The sequence below is a fragment of the Kitasatospora sp. NPDC059973 genome, from assembly GCF_042737525.1.
Classification (GTDB): domain Bacteria; phylum Actinomycetota; class Actinomycetes; order Streptomycetales; family Streptomycetaceae; genus Kitasatospora.
The window spans coordinates 1-25,203 of sequence record NZ_JBHWUI010000081.1 but is presented as its reverse complement, the minus strand read 5'-3'; the positions used below and the strand labels follow the sequence as shown (position 1 = coordinate 25,203).

General features: G+C 75.4%; 23 protein-coding genes. 18 read left to right on the top strand and 5 right to left on the bottom strand.

Features of this window, described 5'->3' with window-relative positions; translation table 11 throughout:
• The first annotated feature begins 88 nt into the window (after positions 1-88).
• The 3 genes from ACFWA9_RS22245 to ACFWA9_RS22235 are packed head-to-tail and all read left to right on the top strand — an operon-like array spanning position 89 to position 2,945.
• A complete protein-coding gene (locus tag ACFWA9_RS22245) occupies positions 89-901 on the top strand; it encodes a hypothetical protein (RefSeq protein WP_380389168.1) in 813 nt (270 codons plus the stop codon).
• Entirely contained in the window at positions 898-1,836 is a 939-nt protein-coding gene (locus ACFWA9_RS22240; protein ID WP_329490543.1) for a DUF6895 family protein, read from the top strand. Before ACFWA9_RS22245 ends, ACFWA9_RS22240 begins: the two co-directional genes overlap by 4 nt.
• A 5-nt stretch (positions 1,837-1,841) precedes the next feature.
• The gene (locus ACFWA9_RS22235; protein ID WP_380389166.1) at positions 1,842-2,945 is read left to right on the top strand and encodes a serine hydrolase domain-containing protein; all 1,104 of its coding nucleotides are present in this window, start codon (positions 1,842-1,844) and stop codon (positions 2,943-2,945) included.
• A 53-nt stretch (positions 2,946-2,998) separates the two neighbouring features.
• On the opposite strand, the gene ACFWA9_RS22230 is transcribed toward ACFWA9_RS22235, so the two are convergent.
• Genes ACFWA9_RS22230 through ACFWA9_RS22220 form a run of 3 tightly spaced genes read right to left on the bottom strand, consistent with a single transcriptional unit; the run spans position 2,999 to position 6,467 of the window.
• The gene (locus tag ACFWA9_RS22230; RefSeq protein ID WP_329490541.1) at positions 2,999-3,892 is read right to left on the bottom strand and encodes an SDR family oxidoreductase; all 894 of its coding nucleotides are present in this window, start codon (positions 3,890-3,892) and stop codon (positions 2,999-3,001) included.
• Positions 3,889-4,836, bottom strand: a complete 948-nt coding sequence (locus ACFWA9_RS22225) for an alpha/beta fold hydrolase (protein WP_380389164.1) — start codon at positions 4,834-4,836, stop codon at positions 3,889-3,891. Before ACFWA9_RS22225 ends, ACFWA9_RS22230 begins: the two co-directional genes overlap by 4 nt.
• Positions 4,833-6,467: a flavin-containing monooxygenase gene (locus ACFWA9_RS22220; RefSeq protein ID WP_380389162.1), complete on the bottom strand. Its 1,635-nt coding sequence runs from the start codon at positions 6,465-6,467 to the stop codon at positions 4,833-4,835. The genes ACFWA9_RS22225 and ACFWA9_RS22220 overlap by 4 nt, the downstream gene beginning before the upstream one ends.
• A 189-nt stretch (positions 6,468-6,656) precedes the next feature.
• Between ACFWA9_RS22220 and ACFWA9_RS22215 the strand changes: the two genes are divergently transcribed.
• The 6 genes from ACFWA9_RS22215 to ACFWA9_RS22190 all read left to right on the top strand — a co-directional run bounded on the left by ACFWA9_RS22215 (position 6,657) and on the right by ACFWA9_RS22190 (position 12,116).
• A complete protein-coding gene (locus ACFWA9_RS22215; protein ID WP_380389160.1) occupies positions 6,657-7,508 on the top strand; it encodes a MerR family transcriptional regulator in 852 nt (283 codons plus the stop codon).
• Between the two features lie 349 nt (positions 7,509-7,857).
• The gene (locus tag ACFWA9_RS22210; RefSeq protein WP_352291115.1) at positions 7,858-9,228 is read left to right on the top strand and encodes an MFS transporter; all 1,371 of its coding nucleotides are present in this window, start codon (positions 7,858-7,860) and stop codon (positions 9,226-9,228) included.
• Positions 9,229-9,341: 113 nt separating this feature from the next.
• Entirely contained in the window at positions 9,342-9,680 is a 339-nt protein-coding gene (locus ACFWA9_RS22205; protein ID WP_329490535.1) for a type VII secretion target, read from the top strand.
• Positions 9,677-11,236, top strand: a complete 1,560-nt coding sequence (locus ACFWA9_RS22200) for a hypothetical protein (protein ID WP_329490534.1) — start codon at positions 9,677-9,679, stop codon at positions 11,234-11,236. The genes ACFWA9_RS22205 and ACFWA9_RS22200 overlap by 4 nt, the downstream gene beginning before the upstream one ends.
• Positions 11,233-11,622 (top strand): hypothetical protein, encoded by a 390-nt coding sequence (locus tag ACFWA9_RS22195; RefSeq protein WP_380389157.1) that lies wholly within the window; start codon positions 11,233-11,235, stop codon positions 11,620-11,622. The genes ACFWA9_RS22200 and ACFWA9_RS22195 overlap by 4 nt, the downstream gene beginning before the upstream one ends.
• Positions 11,619-12,116 carry a hypothetical protein gene (locus tag ACFWA9_RS22190; RefSeq protein ID WP_352291114.1) on the top strand — a complete coding sequence of 166 codons (498 nt, stop codon included), beginning with the start codon at positions 11,619-11,621 and terminating at the stop codon, positions 12,114-12,116. Before ACFWA9_RS22195 ends, ACFWA9_RS22190 begins: the two co-directional genes overlap by 4 nt.
• A gap of 135 nt (positions 12,117-12,251) precedes the next feature.
• Here the strand turns inward: ACFWA9_RS22190 and ACFWA9_RS22185 are convergent, their stop codons facing one another.
• Both ACFWA9_RS22185 and ACFWA9_RS22180 read right to left on the bottom strand, forming a co-directional pair.
• Entirely contained in the window at positions 12,252-12,653 is a 402-nt protein-coding gene (locus tag ACFWA9_RS22185; protein WP_329490531.1) for a VOC family protein, read from the bottom strand.
• Positions 12,654-12,712: 59 nt separating this feature from the next.
• Positions 12,713-13,519, bottom strand: a complete 807-nt coding sequence (locus tag ACFWA9_RS22180; RefSeq protein ID WP_380389154.1) for an iron-sulfur protein — start codon at positions 13,517-13,519, stop codon at positions 12,713-12,715.
• 173 nt (positions 13,520-13,692) lie between these two features.
• On the opposite strand from ACFWA9_RS22180, the gene ACFWA9_RS22175 reads away from it, so the two are divergent.
• From ACFWA9_RS22175 to ACFWA9_RS22135, 9 genes are all read left to right on the top strand, one after another.
• The gene (locus tag ACFWA9_RS22175) at positions 13,693-14,691 is read left to right on the top strand and encodes a FecCD family ABC transporter permease (RefSeq protein WP_380389179.1); all 999 of its coding nucleotides are present in this window, start codon (positions 13,693-13,695) and stop codon (positions 14,689-14,691) included.
• Positions 14,688-15,740: a FecCD family ABC transporter permease gene (locus ACFWA9_RS22170; RefSeq protein ID WP_380389152.1), complete on the top strand. Its 1,053-nt coding sequence runs from the start codon at positions 14,688-14,690 to the stop codon at positions 15,738-15,740. The genes ACFWA9_RS22175 and ACFWA9_RS22170 overlap by 4 nt, the downstream gene beginning before the upstream one ends.
• Positions 15,737-16,582: an ABC transporter ATP-binding protein gene (locus tag ACFWA9_RS22165; protein ID WP_359804264.1), complete on the top strand. Its 846-nt coding sequence runs from the start codon at positions 15,737-15,739 to the stop codon at positions 16,580-16,582. Before ACFWA9_RS22170 ends, ACFWA9_RS22165 begins: the two co-directional genes overlap by 4 nt.
• 141 nt (positions 16,583-16,723) lie before the next feature.
• Positions 16,724-17,728, top strand: a complete 1,005-nt coding sequence (locus ACFWA9_RS22160) for an ABC transporter substrate-binding protein (protein ID WP_380389150.1) — start codon at positions 16,724-16,726, stop codon at positions 17,726-17,728.
• Between the two features lie 134 nt (positions 17,729-17,862).
• Complete coding sequence (locus ACFWA9_RS22155; RefSeq protein ID WP_380389148.1) at positions 17,863-19,077, top strand: acetyl-CoA carboxylase biotin carboxylase subunit family protein; 1,215 nt, start codon at positions 17,863-17,865, stop codon at positions 19,075-19,077.
• The gene (locus ACFWA9_RS22150) at positions 19,074-20,879 is read left to right on the top strand and encodes an IucA/IucC family protein (protein ID WP_380389146.1); all 1,806 of its coding nucleotides are present in this window, start codon (positions 19,074-19,076) and stop codon (positions 20,877-20,879) included. Before ACFWA9_RS22155 ends, ACFWA9_RS22150 begins: the two co-directional genes overlap by 4 nt.
• Entirely contained in the window at positions 20,876-22,129 is a 1,254-nt protein-coding gene (locus tag ACFWA9_RS22145) for an MFS transporter (RefSeq protein ID WP_380389145.1), read from the top strand. The genes ACFWA9_RS22150 and ACFWA9_RS22145 overlap by 4 nt, the downstream gene beginning before the upstream one ends.
• Complete coding sequence (locus tag ACFWA9_RS22140) at positions 22,126-23,856, top strand: IucA/IucC family protein (protein ID WP_380389143.1); 1,731 nt, start codon at positions 22,126-22,128, stop codon at positions 23,854-23,856. The genes ACFWA9_RS22145 and ACFWA9_RS22140 overlap by 4 nt, the downstream gene beginning before the upstream one ends.
• An 88-nt stretch (positions 23,857-23,944) precedes the next feature.
• On the top strand, positions 23,945-25,165 hold the full coding sequence (locus tag ACFWA9_RS22135; RefSeq protein ID WP_380389141.1) for a type III PLP-dependent enzyme: 1,221 nt from the start codon (positions 23,945-23,947) through the stop codon (positions 25,163-25,165).
• Positions 25,166-25,203: the final 38 nt, after the last annotated feature.

Sequence of the window (25,203 nt, the reverse complement as noted above, 5' to 3'; positions counted from 1 at the left end):
ACCGACGGCACCAGGCACCGCGCGGAGTCCGCGGGCGCACAGCGGGCCCGTGACACCGCGAAGCCCTCTTCAAGGAGAAGTACGCACCATGCCAACCGCCGATCTCTCGCTCCGCGACGAATACGCCGCAGCGGTGGAGCGGCTGGCAGGCCGCACCCTCGACGCCCTCCGTGGCGTCGAGGGCGCGGTCGCGCCCGCCGCGCCCGACACCGGCCCCGCGCCGCGTCCGGTCCTCGCCGCCGCCCGGGTGCTCGGGCCGGACGTGCTCGCACCGCAGGTGCTGGGCGTGGCCGGGGCCGACGAACAGGCCGTCCTGCTGCTGACCGAAGCCCACCGGGCCTTCCCCCTCGCCGGCTTTCCGGCGCCCACCGAACCGGGGTCCCCCGTCCCCGCCCGGTCCGCCGACGACGACCGGGCGGCCGGTGCCGTCCTCGTCGCCGCGTGGCGGGACTGGGCCACCACCGTGCTGCTCGCCCGGGCGCCCGGACCCGCCGCCGACCTCCCGTTCCCCGAACCGGCCGGCGACACGGCGCACGACCGCGGCGAGCCCCACCCCGGTCACGCCCCGCGGCCGGAGCCCCACGCCTGGCAGGCCTGGTCGGTCCGGATGGCCCAGCTGTCCGCCCTCGCCCTCCCCGGCCTCGACGGCCCCGTGCACGACGCGGCCCGCGAGCACGGTCTCGCCCTGGCCCGCGGCGCCGTCCGTTCGCTGCTGCGCTGCGACTACCGGGTCGCCGCCCGGCTGACCAGATGGCTCGCCTGGCTCGCCGCCGACGGACGGCCGCTGCCCCTGGAGGTCGAACCCATGCTGGACCGGATCCGGGCCGTGGGTGACGGCAGTGCGCGCACCGCACTCGAACTCGCTGTGGCCGAACACCTGCTGAGCGGAGCGGCGTCATGACCGACAACCAGCTCCTGTCCTCCGCACAGCAGTTGGGATCACGCGCGATGGCCTGGCTGCACGACTGCCACGAGCGCGGCTTCGGCCGGCTCCCCGACGACGTCACCATCGACCTGGCCGATCCGAACAACGCCTACAAGCCGCTCGCCGAGTCCGCCCTCGCCGCGTCACTCGTCCTGCGGGACGGCGTCACCGGCCCCCACGACGCCCGCATCGCCCGCGAGCTCCTCGACTTCGGCTGGTCCCAACTGCGGGAGGGGAACCTCCTGTACGAGCGGCTGCTGCGCTACCCCGTGATGACCGACCCGCTGGAGACGTACGTCCACTTCGCCCGGTCCGGCTACCGGCACGCCCCGCTGGAGGAGCTCCTGGAATCCCTGACGAAGGTCCGCGGGATCCAGGCCATCGAGATGATGCCCAACCGGCGGCTCGCCCTCGCCAACGCGCGCCGGGTGATCGGACTGCGCAATCAGCCCGACGACTGGGACGCCCTCACCTCCCGGACCTGGCTCGGCGCGACACCGGAACCCTGGGCCATCGACTGGCTGACCGGCTACCACATCACCCACGCCGTCTTCCACCTCACCGACTGGGGTGCCCGGCCCGAGGGCATGCCCGAACCGATGCGCGACTACGTCCGCAACTGGCTGCCGGTCTGGGTCGACACCTGGCTGGAGGTCGGCCAGTGGGACCTCGTCGGCGAACTCCTGGTGGTCGACTCGTGCATCGGGGAGCCCGTCACCGGCACGCAGGGCTGGGAGGCGCTGGCCGCGATCCAGCGCGAGGACGGGCTGATCCCGCGCGAGAGCGCCGAGCCGGTCTCGGACGACCCCGAGCAGGCCTTCCGCGACCACGAGCACACCGCCGTCGTCGCCGTGGTGGCCGGCACCGTCACCCTGTCGCGGGCACTCGGCGGCGCCGCGGTCGCGGCCTGAACGCGATGACCGACCTGAACGCGATGACCGGCCCGCCCTCCGCCGCCCGCCGGGCGGCGGAGGGCGGCCTGCACGGCTTCAGCGGCCCGGGCGCGGACCAGGTCCCCGCCCTCGTCCGGGCCGCCGCGCCGTACGCCACCGCCGTGACGCTGGCCGTGGCCCGCGGGGACCGGACCGCCGTCCACTGCCACGGCCGGACCGCCCTCGACGGGGAGCCCTGCACACCCGAGACCGTCTACGAACTCGGCTCCGTCACCAAGACGTTCACCGCCCTGCTGCTCGCCGTCATGACCGCACGGGGCGAAGTCGCCCTGGACGACCCGCTGCAGCGGCACCTCCCAGCGGACTGGTGCCCGCCGGACGTCCGGCACGGCGGCCCGATCCGGCTGCTCCACCTGGCCACCCACACCTCGGGCCTGCCCAAGCTCCCGCCCGGACTGCTCGCGGCCGCCCTCCCCAGCTGGGCCCGCAATCCGTACGCGGGCTTCGACGACCGACGGCTGCGCGCCGGCGTGGCCCGAACCAGCGTGCGCCACGCGCCCGGTACGCGCTACGGGTACTCCAACTACGGGGTCGGCCTGCTCGGCCGGCTGCTCGCCGAGGCGGGCGGCACCGGCTACGCCGAGCTGCTCGCCGACCGCCTCTGCCGCCCCCTCGGCCTGCGCACCGCCACCTGCTCCCCCGACGCCCCGCACCGCGCCACCGGTCACCGGCGCGGTCGCCCGATCCCGCCGTGGCTCATCCCCGGGCTGCCGGGCGCCGGCGCCGTCCGGGCCGGCGGCGCCGATGTGCTGCGCTTCCTCCGCGCCCACCTGTCGCCGGAGGACGGCGAGTTGGGGCAGGCGCTGCGCGACGTCCAGCGCCCACGGCTACGGCTGTCTCGATCGGGCGACCGGATCGGCCTGGTCTGGAACCTGCGCAGGACGCCGGACGGCCGCGATCTCTACTTCCACTCCGGCGCCACCCGCGGGTTCACCGTCGTCGTCGGCTTCTGCCCGCAGACCGCGACGGCGGTGGCCGCCCTCACCAACACCGGTCCGGCGCTCGACGGGCGCTTCGTGCAGTCGGCGTACGACACTCTGAAACAGCTCGCGAAGCCGGCGACCTGAGCGCTGCCCCGGCCCGGCCGGCCCGGCGGGACGGAGCCGGCCGGGCCCGGCGGTCAGGGCTTCTCGGGGTGCGCGGCGCTGTCCGCGGCGCCGCCGGCGCCGACCGGGCGGAGGCGGGAGGCCGCGGTGGCGGCCAGCTGCGGTGCGAGCCGGGCGATGTCGCGGGAGCCGACGGCGGCGATCAGCGAGGGCAGGATCCAGCGGACCGGCTGCATGCCGCGCAGCCAGGGCTGGGCGTAGACGTGGGCGGAGCGGCGGGCGATGCCGGCGACCAGGCGGTCCACGGCCGGGCCGAGCGGGTACGTCTTGTTGGCCGGCCAGGGCAGGCGGTCGCGCATCTGCTTGAGGACGGCGTCCTGGTCGGCGCCGCGGACCATGTCGGTGTCGGTCCAACTCAGGTAGCCGACACCGACCTTGACGCCCTGATGGGCGACCTCGGCGCGGATCGAGTGGGCGAAGGCCTCGACGCCGGACTTGCTGGCGCAGTACGCGCTCATCAGCGGGGCGGGCGTGAGCGCGGCGAGCGAGGCGATCTGGAGCAGGTAGCCGCGGCTCTCGGCGAGGGCCGGCAGGAAGGCCCGCGCGGTGGCCACGCTGCCGAGCAGGTTCACCTCGATCACCCGGCTGAACGCCCGGTGGTCGCTGTCCAGCAGCGGGCCGCCGATGGCGATGCCCGCGTTGGCGACCACCACGTCGATCCGGCCGTAGTGCTCCTTGATCCGGCGGGCGGTCTCGGTGAGCGCGTCGATGTCGGTGACGTCGGCCTCCCAGGCGGTGGCGCCCGGGCCGCAGAGTGCGGCGACCTCCTTGAGCTCGGCCGGTTCCAGCCCGAGCAGCGCCACCTTGGCGCCCTGCAGGGTGAGCTTGCGGGCCAGGGCGGCGCCGACCCCGCGCGCGGCACCCGTGACGACGACGACCTGTGCGGACAGCGGCAACGTGGCACTCATGCGGTCAGGCTCCTCTGGGGGGAAGGACGGTGGACGGCGGGCAGGTGGGCGGTCGCGAGCCGCTCGATCTCGGCCGCGACCTCGGCGGGCCGCTCGATCGGCACCATGTGGCCGGCCCCGGGCAGCAGGAGCAGCCCCTGCGGGTCGGGCAGCGCGGCGACGATGCGGTGCGCGTGCGCCGGCGGGGTCAGCCGGTCGTCGGTGCCGACCACGACGGCGGTCGGCACGGTGAGCCGGGCCAGCCCGGCGCGGACGTCGAGCGAGTCCAGGACGCCGGCCCAGCGGGCCCGGACGACGGTCGGACAGGCGTGCACCACCCGGGCCGTCGCCTCGACCCGGTCGGCGGGCGAACCCGCCCCCATGGTGACGTACTTGAGCGCCGCGCGGCTGACCGGGCCGACCGGACCGAGCGGCAGCCGGGAGCGCAGGCCCTGCCGGTGCAGGAAGCGCCGCAGCCGTGCCGGGCGCACCGCCTCCGGCAGCACGAGCAGCTCGGTCACCAGGTCGGCCGGGCCGGTGGAGACCAGCACCGCGGCGGCGGTCCGCTCGGCGACCTCGGGGCGGCCGGCGGCGGCCATCACGGTCATGCCGCCCATGCTGTGGCCGACCAGGACGGCCCGCTCCCCCGCCGGGACGGTCCGGGTGAGCACGGCGGAGAGGTCCTCGGCGAGCGCCCGGGTGGAGTAGCGGAGCCGGCTGGGCGGGACCTCGCTGCGGCCGTGGCCGCGCTGGTCGTAGGCCACCACCCGGTAGCGGTCGGCGAGCCGGTGGATCACCGGCGCCCAGAAGACGGTCGAGCAGGTCCAGCCGTGGGCGAGCACCACGGTCGGGGCGCCGGGCTGCCCGTGGATCTCGGCGTGCAGCCGGCTCCCGTCGGCCGAGCGGATCACCAACTCCTCGGCGGGGGCGGGCGGGACGCAGTCGGCGGGGATCGCGGGGCTCATGCCAGCGCCTCCTCGGGCGTCCCGGCGCTCCGGCCGGCCGGCACGGTCCGCATGATCAGCTCGTACTCGGCGAGGTCGACCTTGCGGGTGGCCCGGCGGAAGGAGGTGGTGGAGCCGGGCCAGAGCACGGTGTTCTTGCCGCTGCTGTCCAGGTACCAGCTGCGGCAGCCGCCGGTGGTCCAGACGGTCCGGTCCATCCGGTGCTGGAGTTCGAGGTTCCAGTGCCGCTGGGCGCGGGCGGTCGGCTGCATCGCGGTGGCGCCGGCCGAGCCGAGCGTGGTGAGGGCGTCGACCAGGTAGTTCAGCTGGGACTCGATCATCAGGATCATCGAACTGTTGCCGAGGCCGGTGTTGGGGCCGATCACGAAGAACAGGTTCGGGAAGCCGTGCACGGTGGAGCCGCGCAGCGCCTCCATGCCGTCCTTCCACTCCTCCGCCAGGCTGGTGCCGTTGGCCCCGAACACCCGGGCGCCGATGGGCATGTCGGTGACGTGGAAGCCGGTGCCGAAGACGATCGCGTCGACCTCGTGCTCGCTGCCGTCGGAGGCGACCAGGGTCGAGCCGCGCACCTCGCGCAGGCCGGCGGCGACCACCTCGGTGTTGGCGGCGGCCAGCGCCGGGTAGTAGGTGTTGCTGAGCAGGATGCGCTTGCAGCCGATCCGGTAGTCCGGCGTGAGCTTGGCGCGCAGCGCCGGATCGGTGACGCTCTGGGCGATGTGCCGCTCGGCGAGCTGCTGGACGAGCTTCAGCAGGCCGGGCCGGCGGACGAACGCGTCCACCTGGAGCTCGCGGAGCGCGAAGAGGGTGCCCCGGCGGAGCTTGGCGGTGAGGGGCAGCCGGGTGTGCAGCCACTTCTCGGCGTCGGTGATCGCGCGGTCGCGGCGCGGCAGGACCCAGGCCGGGGTGCGCTGGAAGACGGTCAGCCGGCCGACCTCGGGCTGGATGTTGGGGATGATCTGGGCGGCGGAGGCGCCGGTGCCGACCATCGCGACCCGCTTGCCGGCGAGGTCGAAGTCGTGGTCCCAGCGGGAGGAGTGGAACACCTTGCCGGTGAAGGAGTCCAGGCCCGGCAGGTCGGGGATCTGCGGGTCGGCGAGCGGCCCGGCGGCGGAGACCACGGCGTCGGCTGTCCACTGGCCGGCCGTGGTGGTGATCCGCCAGTGGGTCCGGTCGGCCTCCCAGCGGGCCTCGGTGACCTCGGCGTTGAACCGCAGGTGCGGGCGGATGCCGAAGACGTCGGTGACCTTCTCCAGGTAGGCGCGGATGTCGGGCTGGCCGGAGAAGCTGCGCGGCCAGTCTGGGTTGGGCGCGAAGGAGAAGGAGTACAGGTGGGAGGGGACGTCGCAGGCGCAACCGGGGTAGCTGTTGTCCCGCCAGGTGCCGCCGACCGAGTCGGCGCGCTCCAGGATGACGAAGTCGGTGATCCCGGCGCGGCGCAGCCGGACGCCGGCGCCGATGCCGCCGAAGCCGGAGCCGATGACGGCCACCCGGACGTGCGGGGCGTCGGGTGCGGCCGGGGTGGCTTTCGGGGCCGGGGTGGTGTCCGGGGCGGTGTCGGCCGGGCCGGTCGAGGCGTCGAGCGGCGCCCGGTCGGACGCGTCGGGGCGGGGGCGCTTCGTGCTGGATGCCATGCGGCGTCCTCCTGAGGGTGGGGGCCGTGAGGTGCGCACTGCCGCGACGTGCCGTCGTGCGTCCTGCCATCGTGCCGTCATGCCGTCGCGATAACCATGCCAGCAATCACTGGCACGATTGGCAGAGTAGCCCCTGTCGCCGACGGGGGGAAGAAGCCCGGCCACGTCACTTCGGCGATCGCCGGTCCTATGCTGAGCGCCGTGGACAAGGTCAGAGCGGGTGCGGGCGACGGACGACGCGAGTACCGGGTGGAGGAGCTGGCCGAGGCGGCCGGCATCACCACCCGGACGCTGCGTTTCTACCGCGAGCGCAAGCTGCTCCAGCCGCCGCGCAAGGAGGGCCGGATCGCCTGGTACGGCGAGGCCCATCTGCACCGGCTGGGGGTGATCGCCGAACTGCTGGAGCGCGGCCACACCCTGGGCGGCATCGCCGAGCTGATCGGCGCCGGGGAGAGCGGCCGGGACGTCGCCGAGCTGATCGGCCTGGAGGCCGCGATCATCGCGCCCTGGTCGGACGAGACGCCCGTCCACCTCGACTGGGACGAGCTGAAGACCGCCTTCGGCGACCAGCTCACCGAGGAGAACACCGCCGAGTCCGTCGCCCAGGGCTACATCTCGGTCGAGGAGGACGGGATCACCCACGTCAGCCGGCGGCTGATGGACGCCACCACGGCCCTGGTCGCCGAAGGCGTGCCGCTCGCGGTCGTGCTGGAGGCCAGCCGCCGCGCCCAGGAGCACGTGGACGCGATCGCCGAGATCTTCACCGCACTGGCCCGCGACCAGCTCCTGGGCCCGCTCGCCGCCGACACCCCGCTGCCCCCCGGCGAGGCGGCCCGCCTCACCGAGCAGATCCTCCGGGTGCGGCCACTGGCCCGGACGGTCACGGACGCCCAGTTCGCCCTGGCCATGGACCGGCGGGTGCACGCCGAGTACGACGGGCTGCTGCGCCAGCGCCGGGAGCAGCGGGAGGACGGCGGTACGGACGACCGGCCGGACGCGCACGGCCAGGGCGACCCCGGCGCGCCCCGCGCGCAGGCGTAGCCGCACCCTCCCGCGGGCAGGGATCCGGGCGCCGCGCCGCCTTCCGGATCGGAGTCGCCCGATGCTCCCCGCGCTCACCCGCCGCACCGTGCCCACCCTCGCCTCCGGGCTCGCACTCGCCGCCTGCGGCTCGGGCGGGTCGCGCCGCTCCGGGCGACCCGCCGGCCGCCCTTGGGCGGTCCTCCAAGGTGACCGAACGCTCCGATCCGACTGCGCTGGGTGATCGTACGGTTACCCGGGTGATCGTCCAGGTCGTACGGTCGGAGCTCACCCGCGGGCCGCCGGTACCGGCTCGGGCCGGTGGTGGGAGGCGGGCGCCCACCCCGGCTCCGCGTGGGGGTGCAGCACGATGTCCGTGGTCACGAGGTTCCGTTCGGCGGCGCAGCTGACGGGTGGTGGGGTGCTGCTCTGGTCGCTGCTCGGCCGGCTGCCGAACGCGATGTGCCCGATCGGCACCCTGCTGCTGGTCACCCGGAACACCGGCAGCGTCTGGCGCGGCTCGGTGGTGGCCGGGGCGCTGGCCCTCGGTCAGGCGGTCGGCGGGCCGCTGGTCGGCCGGCTCGCGGACCGGCGCGGGCAGCGCACCGTCGGCCTGGTCACCGCGCTCGTCAACACGGTCGCGGTGCTCGCCCTGGTGGCCGCGTCCGAGGGCGGCCTGCCGCTCGCCGCGCAGATCGCGCCGGCCGCGCTGATCGGCCTCTCGGTCCCGCTGGTCGGGCCGCTGTCACGCAGCCGCTGGGTCCGGCTGGCGGGCGGGGACGCGGAGTTGACGTCCTCGATGCTCTCGCTGGACGGCATCGTGGACGAGGTCAGCTTCACCACCGGGCCGGCCCTGGTCGGTCTGCTCGCCACCCTGGTCTCCCCCGCCGCCGGGCTGCTCACCGCGGCGGCGCTGGTCGGCGTCGGCGCCACCCTGTTCGCGCTGCACCCGACCGCGCCGCCCGGTACCGGGCCGGACGCCCGGCGGCGCTCCGCCGAGCCCCTGATGAGCCCTCCGTACGTGCTGCTGCTCGCCGGGATGGCGCTGCTGGGCGCCTGCTTCGGCTCGGTGCAGGTCGGGGTCACCGCCACCACGGACGCGCTGGGCCGGCCCGGTGCGGCGGGGTTGATCTACGGCTTCATGGGATTCACCAGTGCCTTCGCGGGCATCGCCACCGCCGCGCTGCCGGCCCGTTGGGAACTGGCGGCCCGGTTGCGGGCCGGGACGGTCCTGCTGTTCGCCACCTCCGTCCTGCTGCTCTTCTCCGGCGGCGGCGTACTCGCCCTGGCCGGGGCCGTCGGGTGCCTGGGCATGGCCGTCGCGCCTCAGATGATCACCATGTTCGGCCTGGTGGAGCGGACCGTGCCGACGGCGCGGCTCGGCGAGGCGATGGCGGCGCTGGTCAGCGCGATCATCCTGGCCCAGTCGGCGGGGACGTTCCTCGGCGGCTGGGCGGCCGGCCACCTCGCGCCAGAAGCGCCGTTCCGGATCACCGTCGTCGCCGCGGCGGCCGCCCTGCTGCTCGCCGCCGCGACCGCCACCGACCGCCGCTACCCGCGCCGTTCGGCACTGCCGGTACCACTGCCGGCACCGGTACCGGTGAAGACGGACACCCTGGACCCGGCGGTCGAGCCGGTCCCGGCCCGTGGGGTGAAGACCGCACAGAACGCCCCGAATGTGCGGCCGTTGCGGGCCGGCCGTGAAGAAAGCGAGGAGCCGATCCGGCCCTCCCGGGCGTAATACCCTGTCCCCCACCACAGGTTAGGCTCTCTCCCCGGTGTCCGCGCCGTACCGTCGCGCGGGCACCGGTGGCAGGTGGACCGACGGACCGGAAGACGGGGGAACGGGGAAGCATGAGCGACGGAGCAGCGCCGGGCGGCGGCGGGGACGGATACGGCGTCAGCGTGGCCGGTCTGAGCGGCGTCACGGACCAACTGAACAAGACGGCGACGGACATCGCCGCGGCCAAGACCGCCTACGCGGGCTCGGTCTGCTACGCGGCCACCGCCTTCGGCGAGTTCGGCATGGACAGCGCGTGGTCCTCCTTCGACAGCGCCTGGTCGAAGGAGATCACCGTCACCCAGCGCGCGCTGGACGAGCTGTCCCAGAAGATGTCGACCACCACGGCCAACTACCGCAACGCGGAGAAGGCCATCACGGCCTCGCTGGTGCCGGCGGGCGGCGGCCGGTGAGCAAGGTCAAGGATCTGGAGAAGGCGCGGCACACCATCGAGAAGGTGAACTTCATGTTCGCCAACCTCCACCTGCTGGAGGGGATCGACCAGGCGCTGGCCGTGCCGGAGCCGGTCGGCGACGTGAGCGCCGTGCAGGCCCGCGCCAAGGACTACGGACAGGCGGCCGCCTCCTTCGGCCAGGCCTCGCAGGACCTCTCCGGGATCGCCACCAACCAGCTGCCCGCGGTCTGGAGCGGCTCGGTGGCCGAGCACGCGACGCAGGCGATCCACGCGATGTCGGAGGAGACCACCACCTCCCAGCAGACCCTCGCCCAGGCCGCCGTCCTGCTGGACACCTGGGCGAGCGAGCTGGACTGGGCGAAGAAGACCGACACCCAGGGCCGCGAACAGCTGCGGTCCGCCGGGGAGCGGGCCCGCCAGGACCCGGGCGGCTTCGACCAGGACGCGATGGCGACCGCGCTGGCCGGCGTCGACGCCCGGCTCGCGGCGGCCCGGCGGGTGGAGAGCACCGGCACCAGCACCGCCAGCAAGCTGAACCAGCTGGCTTCCGCGGCGCGCGCCTCGCGCGCCGGGATGGGCTCGATCGACCCGCTGGCCGCGGTGGTCCTGGCCACCGAGAAGAACCCCGGCGCGGGCGAGGACGGCGGCTACATCCTCACGCCCAACCAGCTCGACCGGGCCAACCAGACCCTCGGTGTGATGACCGGCGCCGACCAGGCGGCGTTCCGCGCGCTGCTGTCCGGCGCGAAGTCCCCCGAGGAGGCGGCCTACCTCTGGAAGGCGCTGGCGGCCGGGCACTCGGTGTCCGACATCCAGCGGTTCGACGCCCAGATCCACCCGCACGGCGACGACCCGGCCTGGCTCGCCAAGCACCTCGTGCCGGCCACCAGCACCGGCGACACCGGCCGGGAGTCCTCGGACAACCTCGACGTCACCTACGGCGGCCAGAACGTCAACATCGACGGCTACGGCCTCTATTCGCAGCGCAACGTCAGCGACTGCGTGGCGGCCTCCACCGTGATCGCCCAGGCCAAGCTGGACCCGCTGATGATGTTCCAGCTGACCACCGGCGGCACCCCGGACGCACCCGGCGCCGACTCCCCGGAGAACTTCGAGAAGCGGCTGCAGGACACGTACCTCAACGAGTACAAGGACGGCCAGCGGGTCGACGGGAACAAGAAGGTCTACCCGCAGGTGGACAGCGGGCTCGGGCCGAAGGCCCAGACCTACCTGGCCGACAAGGACCTCGGCAAGGCCACCGGCGCCGACTACGAGCACGTCGAGCTGGAGAGCGACGAGGACCGGCGGGCGGCGCTGGCGCGGATCGAGAAGTCCGTCGACGAGGGCCTGCCCGTCCCGATCACCGTGCGGAACGACGACTCGGGTCACCAGATGATGATCATCGGGCGGGACGGTGACAAGCTGCAGGTCTACAACCCCTGGGGCTTCACCTCCTGGGTGACCGAGGAGCAGTTCGTCAACAGCCAGCTCGGCGGACTGACCCCCGGTGAACACCCCCTCAACAAGTCGACCGCGCTGGAGCTGCCGAAATGACGAACGTCCGCCCCGACGCCGAACTGGCGGACCTCGACGTCGCCGCCGCCATCACCCGTGGCCTGCTGCTCACCGGTGGCCCGCGCCAGGCCCTGTTCACCGAGGCCGCCATCGCGGCCGCCCACCGCGCCGAGGCGGCGGGCATCGGCGCGTACCCGCTGGGGTTCCTGGCCCAGCACGTCCGCGCCGGCGGCTTCGCGGCGGCCCTCGCGCTGCCCGAGCCGGTCATCGGCGAGCCGGGCCGGACCGTCGTCCGCGAGTGGCTGCAGGCCGCCGCCGCGAGCGGCGCCGACCTCGGGCGCGAGCACCTGTTCGCGCGCTGGCTGGCGGAGGTCGCGGCGCTGATCGAACTGCGGCGCAACGCCCGGGAGGCGGAAGCCCGGTGACCGCCCGATCCCCGCGCCGCCCGCTCGCCCTCGCGGCCGCCGCCCTGCTGGCCCTGGCGCCGGTGGCCGGCTGTTCGTCCTCCGGCGGGCCGTCGTCGGACGACCGGCCGGACACCGTCCTCGCCCTGCCCGCCGACCTGGAGGCCGAGGCCGTGGCCGGCGGCAAGCCGGCCTTCGAACCGGCCGACGTCCACCTGGCTGTCGGCCGCTCGGTCGGCGTCAGCCTGACCTCCGCCCCGCTGCCGCACGGCTGGCAGCTGACCGGCGAGGGCGACCGGGCCGTCCTGCACCGGGACGCGGACGCCAAGTTGAGCAGCTGCCCGCCCGACTCCGCGGGCTGCGGCCACACCGTCCGCCAGACCTGGACCGCGACCGCCGCCGGCAGCACCACGCTCACCTGGCACTACGTCGACCGCGCCACCTGCCGCGAGCCGGGCGACGCCGCCTCCTGCAAGGTGCTGGCGGTCAAGGACGTCCGGGTCACCGTCGGCTGACCGCCGCCGGGGCCCGGGGAGGCCGGCCGGGCCGCCGAGGCCGGGGCGAGTCGGGAGCAACGGCGCTCATGGGGTGGGAAGTCGGCCGGGCCGACTTCCCACCCCGGCGGCGACGCCCGGACCCGGCAGTCGGGGTCAGGCGCCCCAGGTCCGGCTGCAGAGCACCAGCCGGTAGCCGTCCGGGTCGGCGACGGTCACGCCGTACTCGTCCCAGTACGGGTTGTGCGCGGCGACCCGGGTGCCGCCGGCGGCCTCCAGCCTGGCCACGGCGGCCTCGTCGACCGGCGCGCCCAGGTAGACGACGAAGAGGTCGTCCACGGTCGGCGTCGGCTCCAGCGGGTGCTCCGGGTCGCGGGTGAGCTCGAAGTGCCAGCTGCCGCCGGCCGGGCCGACCATGATCAGGTCGTGCTCGCCGGACACCCGCTCGGTGGTGCGCCAGAGGACGTCCAGCCCCAGGCCGTCGACGTAGAACCGCTCGGCGGCGGCGAGGTCCCGGGAGGGGCGGGCGACCCGCACCCGCATCGTCGAATCGATCATCCGGCTAGCCTATCCGGGCACCTGACATCCCCTCAGCCCGGGGGCCGGGGGCGCCCGCCTCAGAGCCGCCGCAGCCGCTCCTCGTCCGGCGTCCGGGGGCAGGTGATACAGGCGGAGTCCGGCCGGATCGCGTAGTAGAGGCAGCAGCCGAGCCGGGTGCGGGTCGGGTGGCCGCGCCCGTCCTCGCCGCGCAGGAGGCGGAAGTCGGCGGCGCCGAGCAGCGGCTGGGTGCCGCCGGGCAGCACCGCTCCGGCGGCCGCGACGGCGGTGGACTCCTCGCCGAGCATCCGGCCGAGGTACCAGACGGCGGAGGCCAGATCGTCCGTCACCATGCCCCACAGGGCGCGGGTGCCGCGCCGGGTGGCGCCCGCGAAGGCGGTGAGCAGCGGCTCGACGTGGGTGACGACGGAGGCGCGCAGTTCGGCGCGCAGTTCGTCGTCGCCCGGGAGCGTGCTGTGGGCGCGTGGACGGAGTGCGAAGTCACCCGTGGGGGCGTGCATCCAGAGGTCCGCGCCGTCGATGACGGGGACCCGGCGGGCGAGGTGCCAGGGGCCGGCGATCAGGACGCAGACCGACCAGAGGTAGTGGTGCAGCAGCCGGGAGGCGGTGACGTGGGGGCGCGGGGCCTTGCCGTGCTCGGCGGCGATCCGGGCCTCCTCACCGGCCAGCGCGTCGGCCAGCGCGGTCGGATCCGCCGCCAGTTCGACGGCGGAGTACCAGCCCTGAGCACGGGTGGGTGCGGCCTCGCCCGCGCCGAGCACGTCGACCCGCAGGGCCGGGGCGAGGTCCAGCAGGCGCCGGTAGTCCGCATAGAGAGGACAAGGGGCGCATGGGGCGGCGGGCACGGGTGTGGCCCCCAAGATCATCGGCACTCCCCGAGATCGGCTAAGGTGAGCCTCACCTTATACGCGGTAGGCACGCCATGGGGCCGAACTCGGCCTGGTCCGTACCAAGTCGCCAGGACTTGACGAGATAAGGATTGCCTAACCTAAGATCTCGCCCTGTGCTGAGAACCGACCCGCCGGCCGCCACGGCCCCGGTGGTCCCCCGACACCCGACGCCACGGCGGCCGCTCCTGCTGGCCGCCGGCGTCTGCGCGCTCGTGCTGTGCGCCGCGCTGAGCCTCGCTCTCGGCTCCCGCTCCATCCCGCTCTCCACCGTGATCGACGCTCTGACCGGCGCCGGGCACGGCGGCGACGCCGACGTGGTGACGGGCCTTCGGGTCCCCCGGACGGTCATCGGACTGGCGATCGGGGCGGCGCTCGGCGCCGCCGGCGCGGTCGCCCAGGGCGTCACCCGCAACCCGCTCGCCTCACCCGTCACGCTGGGGATCAACGCGGGCGCGGGCTTCGCCGTGGTCGCCGCGATCTACGCCCTCGGCCTCACCCGGCCGGTCGAGTACCTCTGGTTCGCCTTCGCCGGCGCGGCCGTCGCCGCGGTGGCCGCCTACGCGATGTCCCGCCGGGGCGGCGACCTCGACCCCGTCCGGCTGGCCCTCGGCGGCACCGTGCTCACCGTGGTGCTCACCTCCTGGACCTCGGCACTGATGCTGGCCAGTCACCGCACGCTGGACGAGGCGCGGTTCTGGCTGGCCGGCTCCATCGCCGGGCGCCACCTGGACACCCTGACGCCCCTGCTGCCGTTCCTGGCGCTCGGGCTGGTCGGCGCGTTCGCCGTGGCGCCCTCGCTCAACGCGCTCGCCCTCGGCGACGAGAGCGCCCAGGCGCTCGGCGTGCCGGTGGCCCGGATCCGGGTGCTCGGCGGTCTGACCGTCGTCCTGCTGGCCGGCAGCGCCGTCGCCGTCGCCGGACCGATCGCCTTCGTCGGGCTGGCGGCGCCGCACCTGGTCCGGCCGCTGCTCGGCAACGACCACCGCTGGCTGCTGCCGGGCTGCCTGATCACCGGTCCGCTGCTGCTGCTCGCGGCCGACGTGCTGGGCCGGCTGGTGGCCCGGCCGTCCGAGATCGAGGTCGGCATCGTGACGGCCTTCCTCGGCGCGCCGCTGCTCGCGGTGCTGGCCCGGAAGGTGGCCCGATGAGCGTCCTGACCCCGGCGGTGCCCGCCACCGCCGTCGGCACGGCGGTCCGGCGCCGGGCCCGCACCGCCGCCTGGTCGCTGCTCGCCGCCGCCCTGCTGGTCCTGCTGACCGGGATCGCGCTCGGCACCGGCCAGGTCGAGATGTCGGTCTGGGAGGCGCTGCGCGCCCTGGTCGGGCTCGGCGACGCCGGGAACGTGCTGGTGGTGCAGGAGTTCCGGGCACCCCGGGTGGTCTCCGCCCTGATCGCGGGCGCCGCGCTGGCGGTGGCCGGCTCGATGCTGCAACGGCTCTTCCGCAACCCCCTGGCCTCCCCCGACACCATCGGCGTCACCGGCGGCGCGTCGTTCGGCGCGGTGCTGATGCTCGCCACCGGCGCCTCGCAGGAGCTGATCCCGCTCGCCGCGCTCGGCGGCGGGCTGCTCGCCGCCCTGCTGCTCGGCGGCTTCGCCTGGCGGTCGCGGATGGCCGTCACCCGGCTGGTGCTGGTCGGCCTGGCGGTCCAGCAGGGCCTGGCCGCGGCGGTGAACCTGATGATCGTCCGGTTCCCCGCCGAGCTGGCCTCCTCGGCGATGCAGTGGACCACCGGCTCGCTCTACGGACGGGACTGGACCGAGGTGTGGATCGGCGGCACCGCCATCGCGCTCACCGTCGTCGCCGTGGTGCTCAGCCAGCGCCGGGTCGCCGTGCTCGACCTCGGCGACGACTCGGCCGGCGGCCTCGGCCTGAACCCGAACCGCGACCGGCTCGTCCTGCTGCTGCTCTCCATCGCGCTGGCCTCGCTGGCCGCCGCGCTCACCGGACCGGTCGCCTTCGTGGCACTCGCCGTCCCGCACCTGGTCCGCCTGCTGGCCGGGCCGCCCACCCTCGGCACGCTCGGCCTCACCGCGCTCGCCGGCGCCGTGCTGCTGCTCTCCGCCGACCTCCTGGTGCTCCATGTGATCCCCGTCCACGGCCTGCCGGTCGGTGCCGTCACCGCCACCCTCGGCGCGCCCTGGCTCCTGGCGCTGATGATCCGCCAGGGCCGGCTTCCCCAGAGGAGCGACCGATGACCCCCGACGTGGCGACCCCCTCCACGGCCCCCGACCCGGCGGGCAACCGCCTCGCCGCCCACGGCCTGCACCTGCGCTACGGCAACCGGGTGATCGTCGACGGCCTCGACCTGGAGCTGCCCGGCGGCGCCGTCACCGCGATCGTGGGCCCGAACGCCTGCGGCAAGTCGACCCTGCTGCGCGGCCTGGTCCGGCTGCTCGGCCCGGCCGCCGGCACGGTCACCCTGGACGGCTCGGACATCCACCGGATGTCCGCCCGGGCGCTCGCCAAGCGGATGGGCCTGCTCCCGCAGCAGCCCGTCACCCCCGAGGCGATCACCGTCGAGGCGCTGGTCCGGCTCGGCCGCTTCCCGCACCAGCGGCTGCTCACCCCCTGGTCCAAGGCCGACCAGGCCGCCGTCGAGGACGCGCTGGCCCGCACCGGCACCACCGACCTGCGCGACCAGCAGGTGGACCGGCTCTCCGGCGGCCAGCGCCAGCGCGCCTGGATCGCGCTCGCGCTCGCCCAGGACACCGACCTGCTGCTGCTCGACGAACCCACCACCTTCCTGGACCTCCGGCACCAGCTGGACGTCCTCGACCTGGTCGCCGACCTGCACGCCGAGGCCGGCCGCACCGTCGTCATGGTGCTGCACGACCTCGGGCAGGCCGCCCGCTACGCGGACCACCTGGTGGTCCTCAAGGACGGCCGGCTGGCCGCCGCCGGACCGCCCGCCGAGGTGCTGACCGCCGACCTGGTGGAGGCCGTCTTCCAGGTGCCGTGCCAGGTCGTGCCCGACCCGGAGACCGGCACCCCGCTGGTCGTCCCGCGAGCCCGGACCGGGCGGGCCGCCGCCCGCTGACCCGCCCGACCACCCCGCGGCCGGCCCCGCTCACCCGTGGGCACGCTCACCCGTGGGCCGCGCCGCCCCCGCCCTGCCCCGCCGTCCGCTGCCCGCAGCCGTCCGGCACCCCCGCCCCCGCACCAGAGACAAGGACCCGTCATGACCCGCTCCGCCCGCGCCCGCAGAGTCCCCGCCGCGCTCCTCGCCGCCGCGCTCTCCACCACGCTGCTCGCCGCCTGCGGCAGCACCGGCGGCGACAGCGCCGAGCCCGCCGGGGACGCCGCCTCCGCCCCCGCCGCGGCGGGCTTCCCGCGCAGCGTCACGCACGCCGCCGGGACGGCCGAGATCAAGGCCCGGCCCAAGCGCGTCGTGGTGCTGGACAGCGGCGAGCTGGACGACGTCACCCTGCTCGGCATCACCCCGGTCGGCGCGGTGTCCCCGCACATGAAGACCGAGGGCGGTTTCCCGAACTACCTCAAGGACAAGATCAAGGACACCAAGGACGTCGGCCCGATGGCCGAGCCGAACCTGGAGCTGATCGCCTCCCTCAAGCCCGACCTGATCCTCTCCTCGAAGGTCCGGCACGCCAAGGTCTACGACAAGCTCAACGCCATCGCGCCGACCGTGCTCGCCGAGACCACCGGCTTCCCCTGGAAGGAGAACCTCGCCCTCTACGCCCAGGCCCTCGGCAAGGAGGCCGAGGCCAAGAAGGCGCTGACCGACTACGAGGCCCGCGCGGCCAGGCTCGGCGAGGCGATCAAGGCCAAGAACGGCGGCACCGAGCCGACCGCCTCGGTGGTCCGCTTCGTGGCAGGCCCGACCCGCCTCTACGCCAAGGCCTCCTACAGCGGCGTGGTGCTGAAGGACGTCGGCCTCAGCCGCCCGGCCGCCCAGGACGTGGACCAGAACATCATCGAGGTGAGCGCCGAGCAGATCAACCAGGCCGACGCCGACCTGGTCTTCGTCACCGTCGCCGACGACCCGACCAAGACCAAGCAGAGCGAGGTCCAGGGCACGCCGGTCTGGCAGGGCCTGAACGCCGTCAAGAACGCCAAGGTGTTCAACGTGCCGGACGAGACCTGGATGTCCGGCATCGGCGTCCAGGCCGCCGAGGCCATGCTCGGCGACATCGCCAAGGCCGCCGGCGTCGAAGCGCCCAAGTAGCCGCCCGCCCCGGGTGCGCGGGGCGGAGGCCCACCGCCCCGCCCCGCGCCCCGCGTGGCCGCCCGCCCGGCCGCCCGGCCCCAGCGCTCGCCCCTCGCCCCTCGCCCCTCGCCCCCGTCACGGAGAGACCCGACATGCGGCTCTACCTGCTCGCCCTCAACCCCACCGACTCGGTCACCCAGGGCTTCCTCCCGGCCGCCGCACGGCTCGGGCTCGACGTCACGGTGCTCACCGACCACGCCGAGCCGCACCGGAACGCCTACGCCGCGCTGGTGCCCGCGCCGGAGGTGGTGGAGTGCGACGTCCGGGACTTCCGCGAGGTGATCGGGCTGATCTCCCGGCGGGAGGCCCCCGACGCGGTGTTCAGCAACAGCGACCACCTGCAGACCCAGACCGCCCTGGCCGCCGAGTACTTCGGGCTGCCGGCCAAGGACTGGAAGGCGGCCCTGCGGGCCAAGAACAAGGGCGAGCTGCGCCGCCACCTGACCGCCGCCGGCCTGGACGCCGTCCGCTCCTTCGAGCTCGACCCCGGCCAGGACCCCTCCGCGCTGCGGGAGTTCGACGTCCCCTTCCCGGCCGTGGTGAAACCGCGCGAGGGCGTCGCCAGCGAGGACGTCTCACTGGTCGGCGACCGCGCGGAGCTGGAGCTGCGCTGCGCCGAGATCCAGCGCCGGCGGCCCGGCGCGGCGCTGGTCGTCGAGGAGTTCCTGGACGGGCAGTTGTGCACCCTGGAGACGCTCGGCGACGGGAAGCGGCGGCACGTCCTCGGCGGGCTGCGGACCAGACTCTCCGCTCCCCCGCACTTCATCGAGGAGATGCTGGAGTTCGTCCCCGACCACCCGCGGCCGGTGGTCGAGCAGATCCTCGCGCAGCTGGACGCCGTCGGCGTCGGACTCGGCGCCTGCCACACCGAGTTCGTCGTGCAGCCGGACGGCCGGGCGCGCATCATCGAGGTCAACTACCGTGCCATCGGCGACCAGTGCGACCTGATGCTCGCCGAGATCCTCGACATCCCGCTGTTCGAGCACATCCTCGCCGCGCACCTCGGCCGTGAGCTGCCCGAAGGCCTCACGGAGCACTGCGCGGCCACCACGAAGCGGGCCCGCAACGAGGCGGTCTGCGCGGACCGGGCCGGCACCCTCACCGCCGCGCCCGGCCCGCACCACGAGGAGCGCGACGGCGTCCGCCTCAGCTACCAGCCGGTCCGCCCGCTCGGTGAGCGCCACGAGCTCCACCACACCAACCGGGACTACCTCGGCGTGATCTGGGCCGTCGGCACCGACCAGCTGGCCGTGGACGCCGCCGTCGCCCGCTTCGTCGCGGCCAATCGCTGGGAGATCACCCCGTGAGCGCCGCCAGCCGCCCCGCCCCGCCGCGCGACGCCGGGCCCGGCACCCCCACCGCCGCCGAGCAGTTGGCGCTGCGGGTACTCTCCGCGCTGCTGCGCGAGGACGTGCTCGGACTGCGGACCCGCAGCACCCCGCAGGACCGCGCGGACGGCCGCTGGCTGCTGCTGGCCCCGGCCGGCCTCGCCCTGCCGGTGGTCGCCGAGGGCTTCCAGAGCGAGTACGCGGCCCGGCTCCCGCTGCTGGAGCTGGACGGCGCCCCGCTGACCGGGCTGGAGGCCGTCCTGACGGCCCTGACCGGCCTCGCCGAGGCGGCGGACCGGCCCGGCTGGGCGGCGTTCACCGAGGAGTGCCGGCAGACCCTCGCCACCATGGAGCTGCACGAGCGCACCCGGGCCGAGGTGCACACCGCCCTCACCGACCTCTACGGCGCGGACCCGGCCCGCTGGAGCGGCCCCGCCGCCGCCCTGGGGCACGACGCCCTGGCCGCCCACCTCGACCACCCGGTCTACCCCACCGCCCGCGGCCGCTCCGGTCTCACCGAGCCCCAGCTGCGCGCCTACGCACCAGAGTTCCACCCGGCCTTCGAACTGCGCTGGCTCGCCGTCCCGGCCGGTGCCCTCACCGTGCACGGCGACCGGCCGCTGCCCAGCTGGTGGCCCACCCCGAGCTGGCTCGGCCTCGACCTGGCGGGCGGTGACGACGCCTGGACCACCCTGCCCGTGCACCCGCTCACGGTGGGCGGGCCGCTCGCCGAGGCACTGCGGGCAGCCGGCCTCGACGGCCGCGCGGTCCTCGCCGACCGGCCCTACCTGACCGTCGTGCCCACCCTCTCCATGCGCACCGTGGCCGTCGCCGACGACCCCGGCCACCACCTCAAACTCCCGCTCGCCACCGCCACCCTGGGCCGGCTCAACCGCCGCACCATCAAGCCGGGGACGCTGGTCGACGGCGCCGCCGGGCAGCGGCTGATCGAGGCCGTGCTGGCTCGCGAACCCCGCTTCGCCGAGCGGATCCTGCACGCCGACGAGCAGAGCTGGGCCCACGCCGGCCACGAACTGCTCGCCGTCCTGCTCCGCCGCTACCCCGCCGACGCCGGCCTGGACCGCGCCGTGACCGTCCCGCTGGCCGCCCTGCTGGCCCCCGCCCCCGGCGGACGCCTGGTGATCGACCACCTGGCCGACCGCTTCCACGGCGGCGACCCGGTCGCCCTCTACGACGCCCTGCTGGACCTGCTGCTCGACTGGCAGGCCACGCTCTTCGGCTACGGCATCGCGCTGGAGTCCCACCAGCAGAACACCTCGGTGGTGTTCGACGAGGACGGCGGCCTGCGGCTGCTCTACAAGGACGACGACGGGCCGCGGATCCACACCGGCCGGCTCGCCGCCACGCTGGGCGAACACGCCCCCGGCCCGGCGGAGTTCGACGACGCCCGGATCTTCGGCGACGGCGACCGGCCGCTGACCGACCTCTTCGCCACCATCACCGGCCACCTCTGCACCGGCTCCCTGGCGTTCGGCCTCGCCGCCCACGGCCGCGCCGAACTGGGCGACCTGCTCGCCCTGTTGCGCGGACGGCTGGCGGAGGCCACCGAACGGATCGGGGCGGCCGGCGCACCGCTGCGCGCCGCCCTGCTGGACGCCGAGCGACTGCCGGTCAAGGCGATGGTGACCGCCGGGACCCTGCTCACCAAGCAGCGCTCGGGCGCCGCAGACATCAACAAGCACTACACCGACGGCCCCAACTACCTCCGTCCGGACGCCGTCGCGGCAGCACCGGCGGGCGGCGCCGGGGCCACCCGATGAGCGTCGACACCCTGCCACAGCACCCCGGCAGCACCGCCCGCCCCGAGGGGCTCGGCCGGCGCCAGGTGCACGCGGTGGCCGCCTGCTACTTCGTCGCCTCCTTCGCCGCCCTCGGCCTGCCGCCCTACCTGACGGCCATCCTCCCGGCCCTCGGCGACCCGCAGGGCCGCTGGGCGGGCGTGCTCTACATCGTCCCGACCGTGTTCAGCGCCCTCGGCGCCCCGCTCTGGGGCCGGCTCGCCGACCGGTTCGGCCGCAAACGGCTGCTGCTCCGCGCCCAACTCGGCCTCACCGTCTCGTTCCTGCTGGCCGGAGCCGCCGACAGCCTGCCCGCGTTCACGCTCGCGCTCGTCCTCCAGGGCTTCCTCGGCGGCACCTTCGCCGCCACCAACGGCTACCTGGCGGCCGCCCTGGACGGCTCGAAGCTCTCCCTCGCGCTGACCCTGATGCAGGGCAGCGCCCGGGCCGCGCTGGTCGCCGCGCCGATCCTGGTCGGCGCGCTCTCCCCGTGGATCGACCCGCACCGGCAGTACCTGCTGATGGCCGTCCTGCCGCTGACCGCGGCCCTGTTCCTGTCGCTCCTGCCGGAGCCCGACCCGGCCGCCCGGGGCGGCGGCCCGGCCACCGACACCGGCAGCGGCCCCGGCAGCGACCGGGCCCCCACCGCCGCGGCCGCCCGACCCGCCCCGATCGGCCTGCTCTACACCTTCGAGTTCGTGTTCGTCTTCGCCACCATCATCTCGTTCCCCTATCTGATATCCCTGGCGCAGGAGCGGCTGCCCGGGGTCTCGGGCACGACGACCGGCATCCTGTTCGCCCTGCCGCACCTGTGCTACCTGGCGTTCGCCGCCCGTACGCACACCGCCTTCCTCGCCCGCCCGCACGCCGGCATCGCGCTGGGCTTCGGCTTCGTCGCGCTCGGCCTCGCCGGGCACGCCGCCGCGCACTCGCTGGTGGCGTTCGTCGCCGTCCGGCTGCTGCTCGGGGCCGGGCTCACCCTCGGCCTGGTCTGCCTCTCCGTGCTGGCCGCCGAGGCCGCCCGCGGCCGGGCACCGGGGCGGATGTTCGGCACCCTCGAATTCGTCTCCAAGGGCGGCGCGGTGGCCGCCGGCGCCGTCGCCGCGCTGGCCAACGGCCGCTTCGGCGCCGCCGCCCCCGTGCTGGTCGGCACCGCCGCCGCACTGCTGGCCGCCACCGCGGCCGCCACACTCGTCTTCCCGACCCGCATCCGCTGGAGTAGTCGCCGATGACACACGACCTGACCGACCACGAACTGCCCACCCCCGACGACGCGGTCGCCCACACCCTGCTCAACTGCCTGCTGCGGGAGGTCTCGGGACCGGAACACCAGACCGCGGTCACCGACGGTCGGCTGCTGCTGCGCCTGCCCCGCCGGGGCGTCCTGCTCCGGGTCGCGCTGCGCCGCACCTCGCTGCTCGGCGCGCACCGCTTCACCGGTCCGGTCGAGGAGGAACGGGCCGCGGGCTGGGTCCCGTTGGCCTGGCGGGAGCTCGCCGGACACGTCCAGGACGAGCTGGAGCTGCGCACCGGCACGGTGAACGAGGAGTTCCTCGACCAGCTGACGTCCAGTCACGCGGGCGTGCGCGCCGGGCTGGAGAACCGGCCGGCCCCCGGCCCGGACCGCTACCTGGAGTCCGAGCAGGCCCTGCTGTTCGGCCACCGCTTCCACCCCGCGCCCAAGTCCCGCTCGGCCGAGCGCGGCGACTGGCGCGCCTACGCCCCCGAGTCGCGCGCCGCGTTCCGGCTGCGGCACCTCGCCGTGCGGCGGGAGCTGATCGCGGAGTCCTCGCTGGACGCCTCGGCGACGGCGCTGCTGGACGGCCTGGGCCGGGCCCCGGTCGGCTACCGGCTGCTGCCCGTCCACCCCTGGCAGTACGAACTCCTCGCCCACCACCCGCTGCTGCGCGGCGCCCTGGAGCGCCGGGACGTCGTGGACCTCGGGCCCGGCGGTGAGCCCTTCGCCGCGACCGCCTCGGTGCGCACGCTGCACGGCGCGGGCGCGTTCCTGAAGTTCAGCCTCAACGTGCGGATCACCAACTGCCTGCGCAAGAACGCGGCGTACGAGCTGACCGGCGCCGTCGCGCTGACCCGGCTGCTGGCCCCCGCGCTGGGCGACCTCGCCGAGCGGTACCCGAACGCCGCGATGCTGCGCGAACCGGCCTTCCGCACGCTGGCCCTGCCGGGCGCGGACGGCCTCCCCGACCGGTCCCTGTACGAGGGCTTCGGCCTGATCGTCCGCGAGGGCTTCGCCGGGGTGCTGCGGCCCGGCGTCACCCCGCTGCTGGCCGCCGCCGTCGCCGACGAGCACCCGACCAGCTCCGCGCACATCTCGCGGCTGCTCGGCGAGGACGCCGACGCCGGCGAGGCGCTCGCCTGGTGGACGGACTACCTGCGGCTGCTCGTCCCGCCGGTGCTCGCCGCCTACTTCGACCACGGCGTGGTGCTGGAACCGCACCTGCAGAACGTGCTGATCGGCGTCGACGCCGCCGGGCGGCCCGCCCAGGTGCTCTTCCGCGACCTGGAGGGCACCAAGCTCGTGCCCGACCGCAATGCCGCGCTGCTCGCCGCGCTGCCGCCGGAGGTGGCCGGCCCGATGGCCTACGACGCCGAGCGCGGCTGGGACCGGGTCGTCTACTGCCTGCTGGTCAACCACGTCGCCGAGCTGCTGGCCGCGCTCGCCGACCGCCACCCGGAGGCGGAGGGCGCCCTGTGGGAGGCCGTCCGGGACACCCTGCAGGAGTACGCCGACGCGCACGGCCGCCCACCCCGGCTGCGTGCCCTGCTGGCCGGGGTGCCGCTGCCCGCCAAGGCGAATCTGCTCACCCGCTGGGAGCGCCGGCCCGACCGCGAGGCGGGCTACGTCCGGCTGCCCTCGCCGCTGGCCGGCTCCGTCCTGGCGGAGGCCGCGCGGCTGCGCCTGCCGGCCGCCCGCACGCCGGCCTGGAGCAGCCGGTGAGCCCCGCCCGCCGCCCGACCGCCGACCGGGTGCGACGCAGCCCCGCCCACCGCCCGACCGCCGCCGCCGTCCCCACCTGGAGTCACCGATGACCGACGCCGTCCGCCGGCACGTCGCCGCGCTCGCCCCGGAGGCGCTGCCCGCGTACGTCTACGACCTGGCGGCGCTGCGTGCGCACGCCGCCGCCGTCCGGGCCGCGCTGCCCGCCCGCGTCGAGCTGTACTACGCCGCCAAGGCCAACCCGGAGGCGCCCGTGCTGGCCGCGCTGCGGGCCGCCGTCGACGGCTACGAGGTCTCCAGCGGCGGCGAGCTGGCCCACGTGCGGCAGGCCGTCCCGGACGCGCCGCTGGCCTTCGGCGGACCGGGCAAGACGCCCGCCGAGATCGTGGCCGCCCTGGACGCCGGGGTGCACCGCTGGCACGTCGAGAGCGAGCAGGAGCTGTACCGGCTCGCCGCCGCCCTGACCGACCGGCCGGACGCCGCGGTGGACGTCCTGCTGCGGGTCAACCTGCCGGTGGGCGCGGGCGCGCTGGACACGGTGGCGCTCGCGATGGGCGGCCGCCCGACCCCGTTCGGGCTGGACCCGGACCGCGCCGAGGCCTGCGCCCGGCTGCTGACCGACCCGGCCGGGCCCTTCGGCCCGCTGCTCCCCCGGCTGAGGCTGCGCGGCGTGCACGCCCACCTGGCGAGCGGGCTGGCGGCGGCGGAGCAGCTCGCCGTCGCCGGGCAGATCGTCGAGTGGTCGGCCCGCACGGCCCGGCGGCACGGGTTCGCGCTGGCGGAGGTCAACGTGGGCGGCGGCATGGCCGTCGACTACGCGGACCCCCGGGCCCGCTTCGACTGGACGGCCTTCGGCGAGGGCCTGGCGAAGCTGCTGGAGCGCCACCCGGGGCCGATCCTGCGGATCGAGCCGGGCCGCGCGCTGACCGCGTACTGCGGCTGGTACGCCACCGAGGTGCTGGACGTGAAGCAGAGCCACGGCGAGGACTTCGCGGTGGTCCGCGGCGGCACCCACCACCTGCGCACCCCGGCCACCCGGGGGCACGACCAGCCGTTCGCCGTGCTGCCGGTCGACGCCTGGCCGCACCCGTGGCCGCGCCCGGCCGTCACCACCGGCCGGGCCACCCTGGCCGGGCAGCTCTGCACCCCGAAGGACGTCCTCGCGCACGCCGCCCCGGCGGCGCGGGGCCTGCGGACGGCGGACCGGGTGCTCTTCGCGATGGCCGGCGCCTACGCGTGGAACATCTCGCACCACGAGTTCCTGATGCACCCCCGCCCGGGCTTCCACTACCTGGGCGAGGACGGCTGACGGCGGCCGGGCGGCGGGCCGGGAGCGCGTCCCCCGGC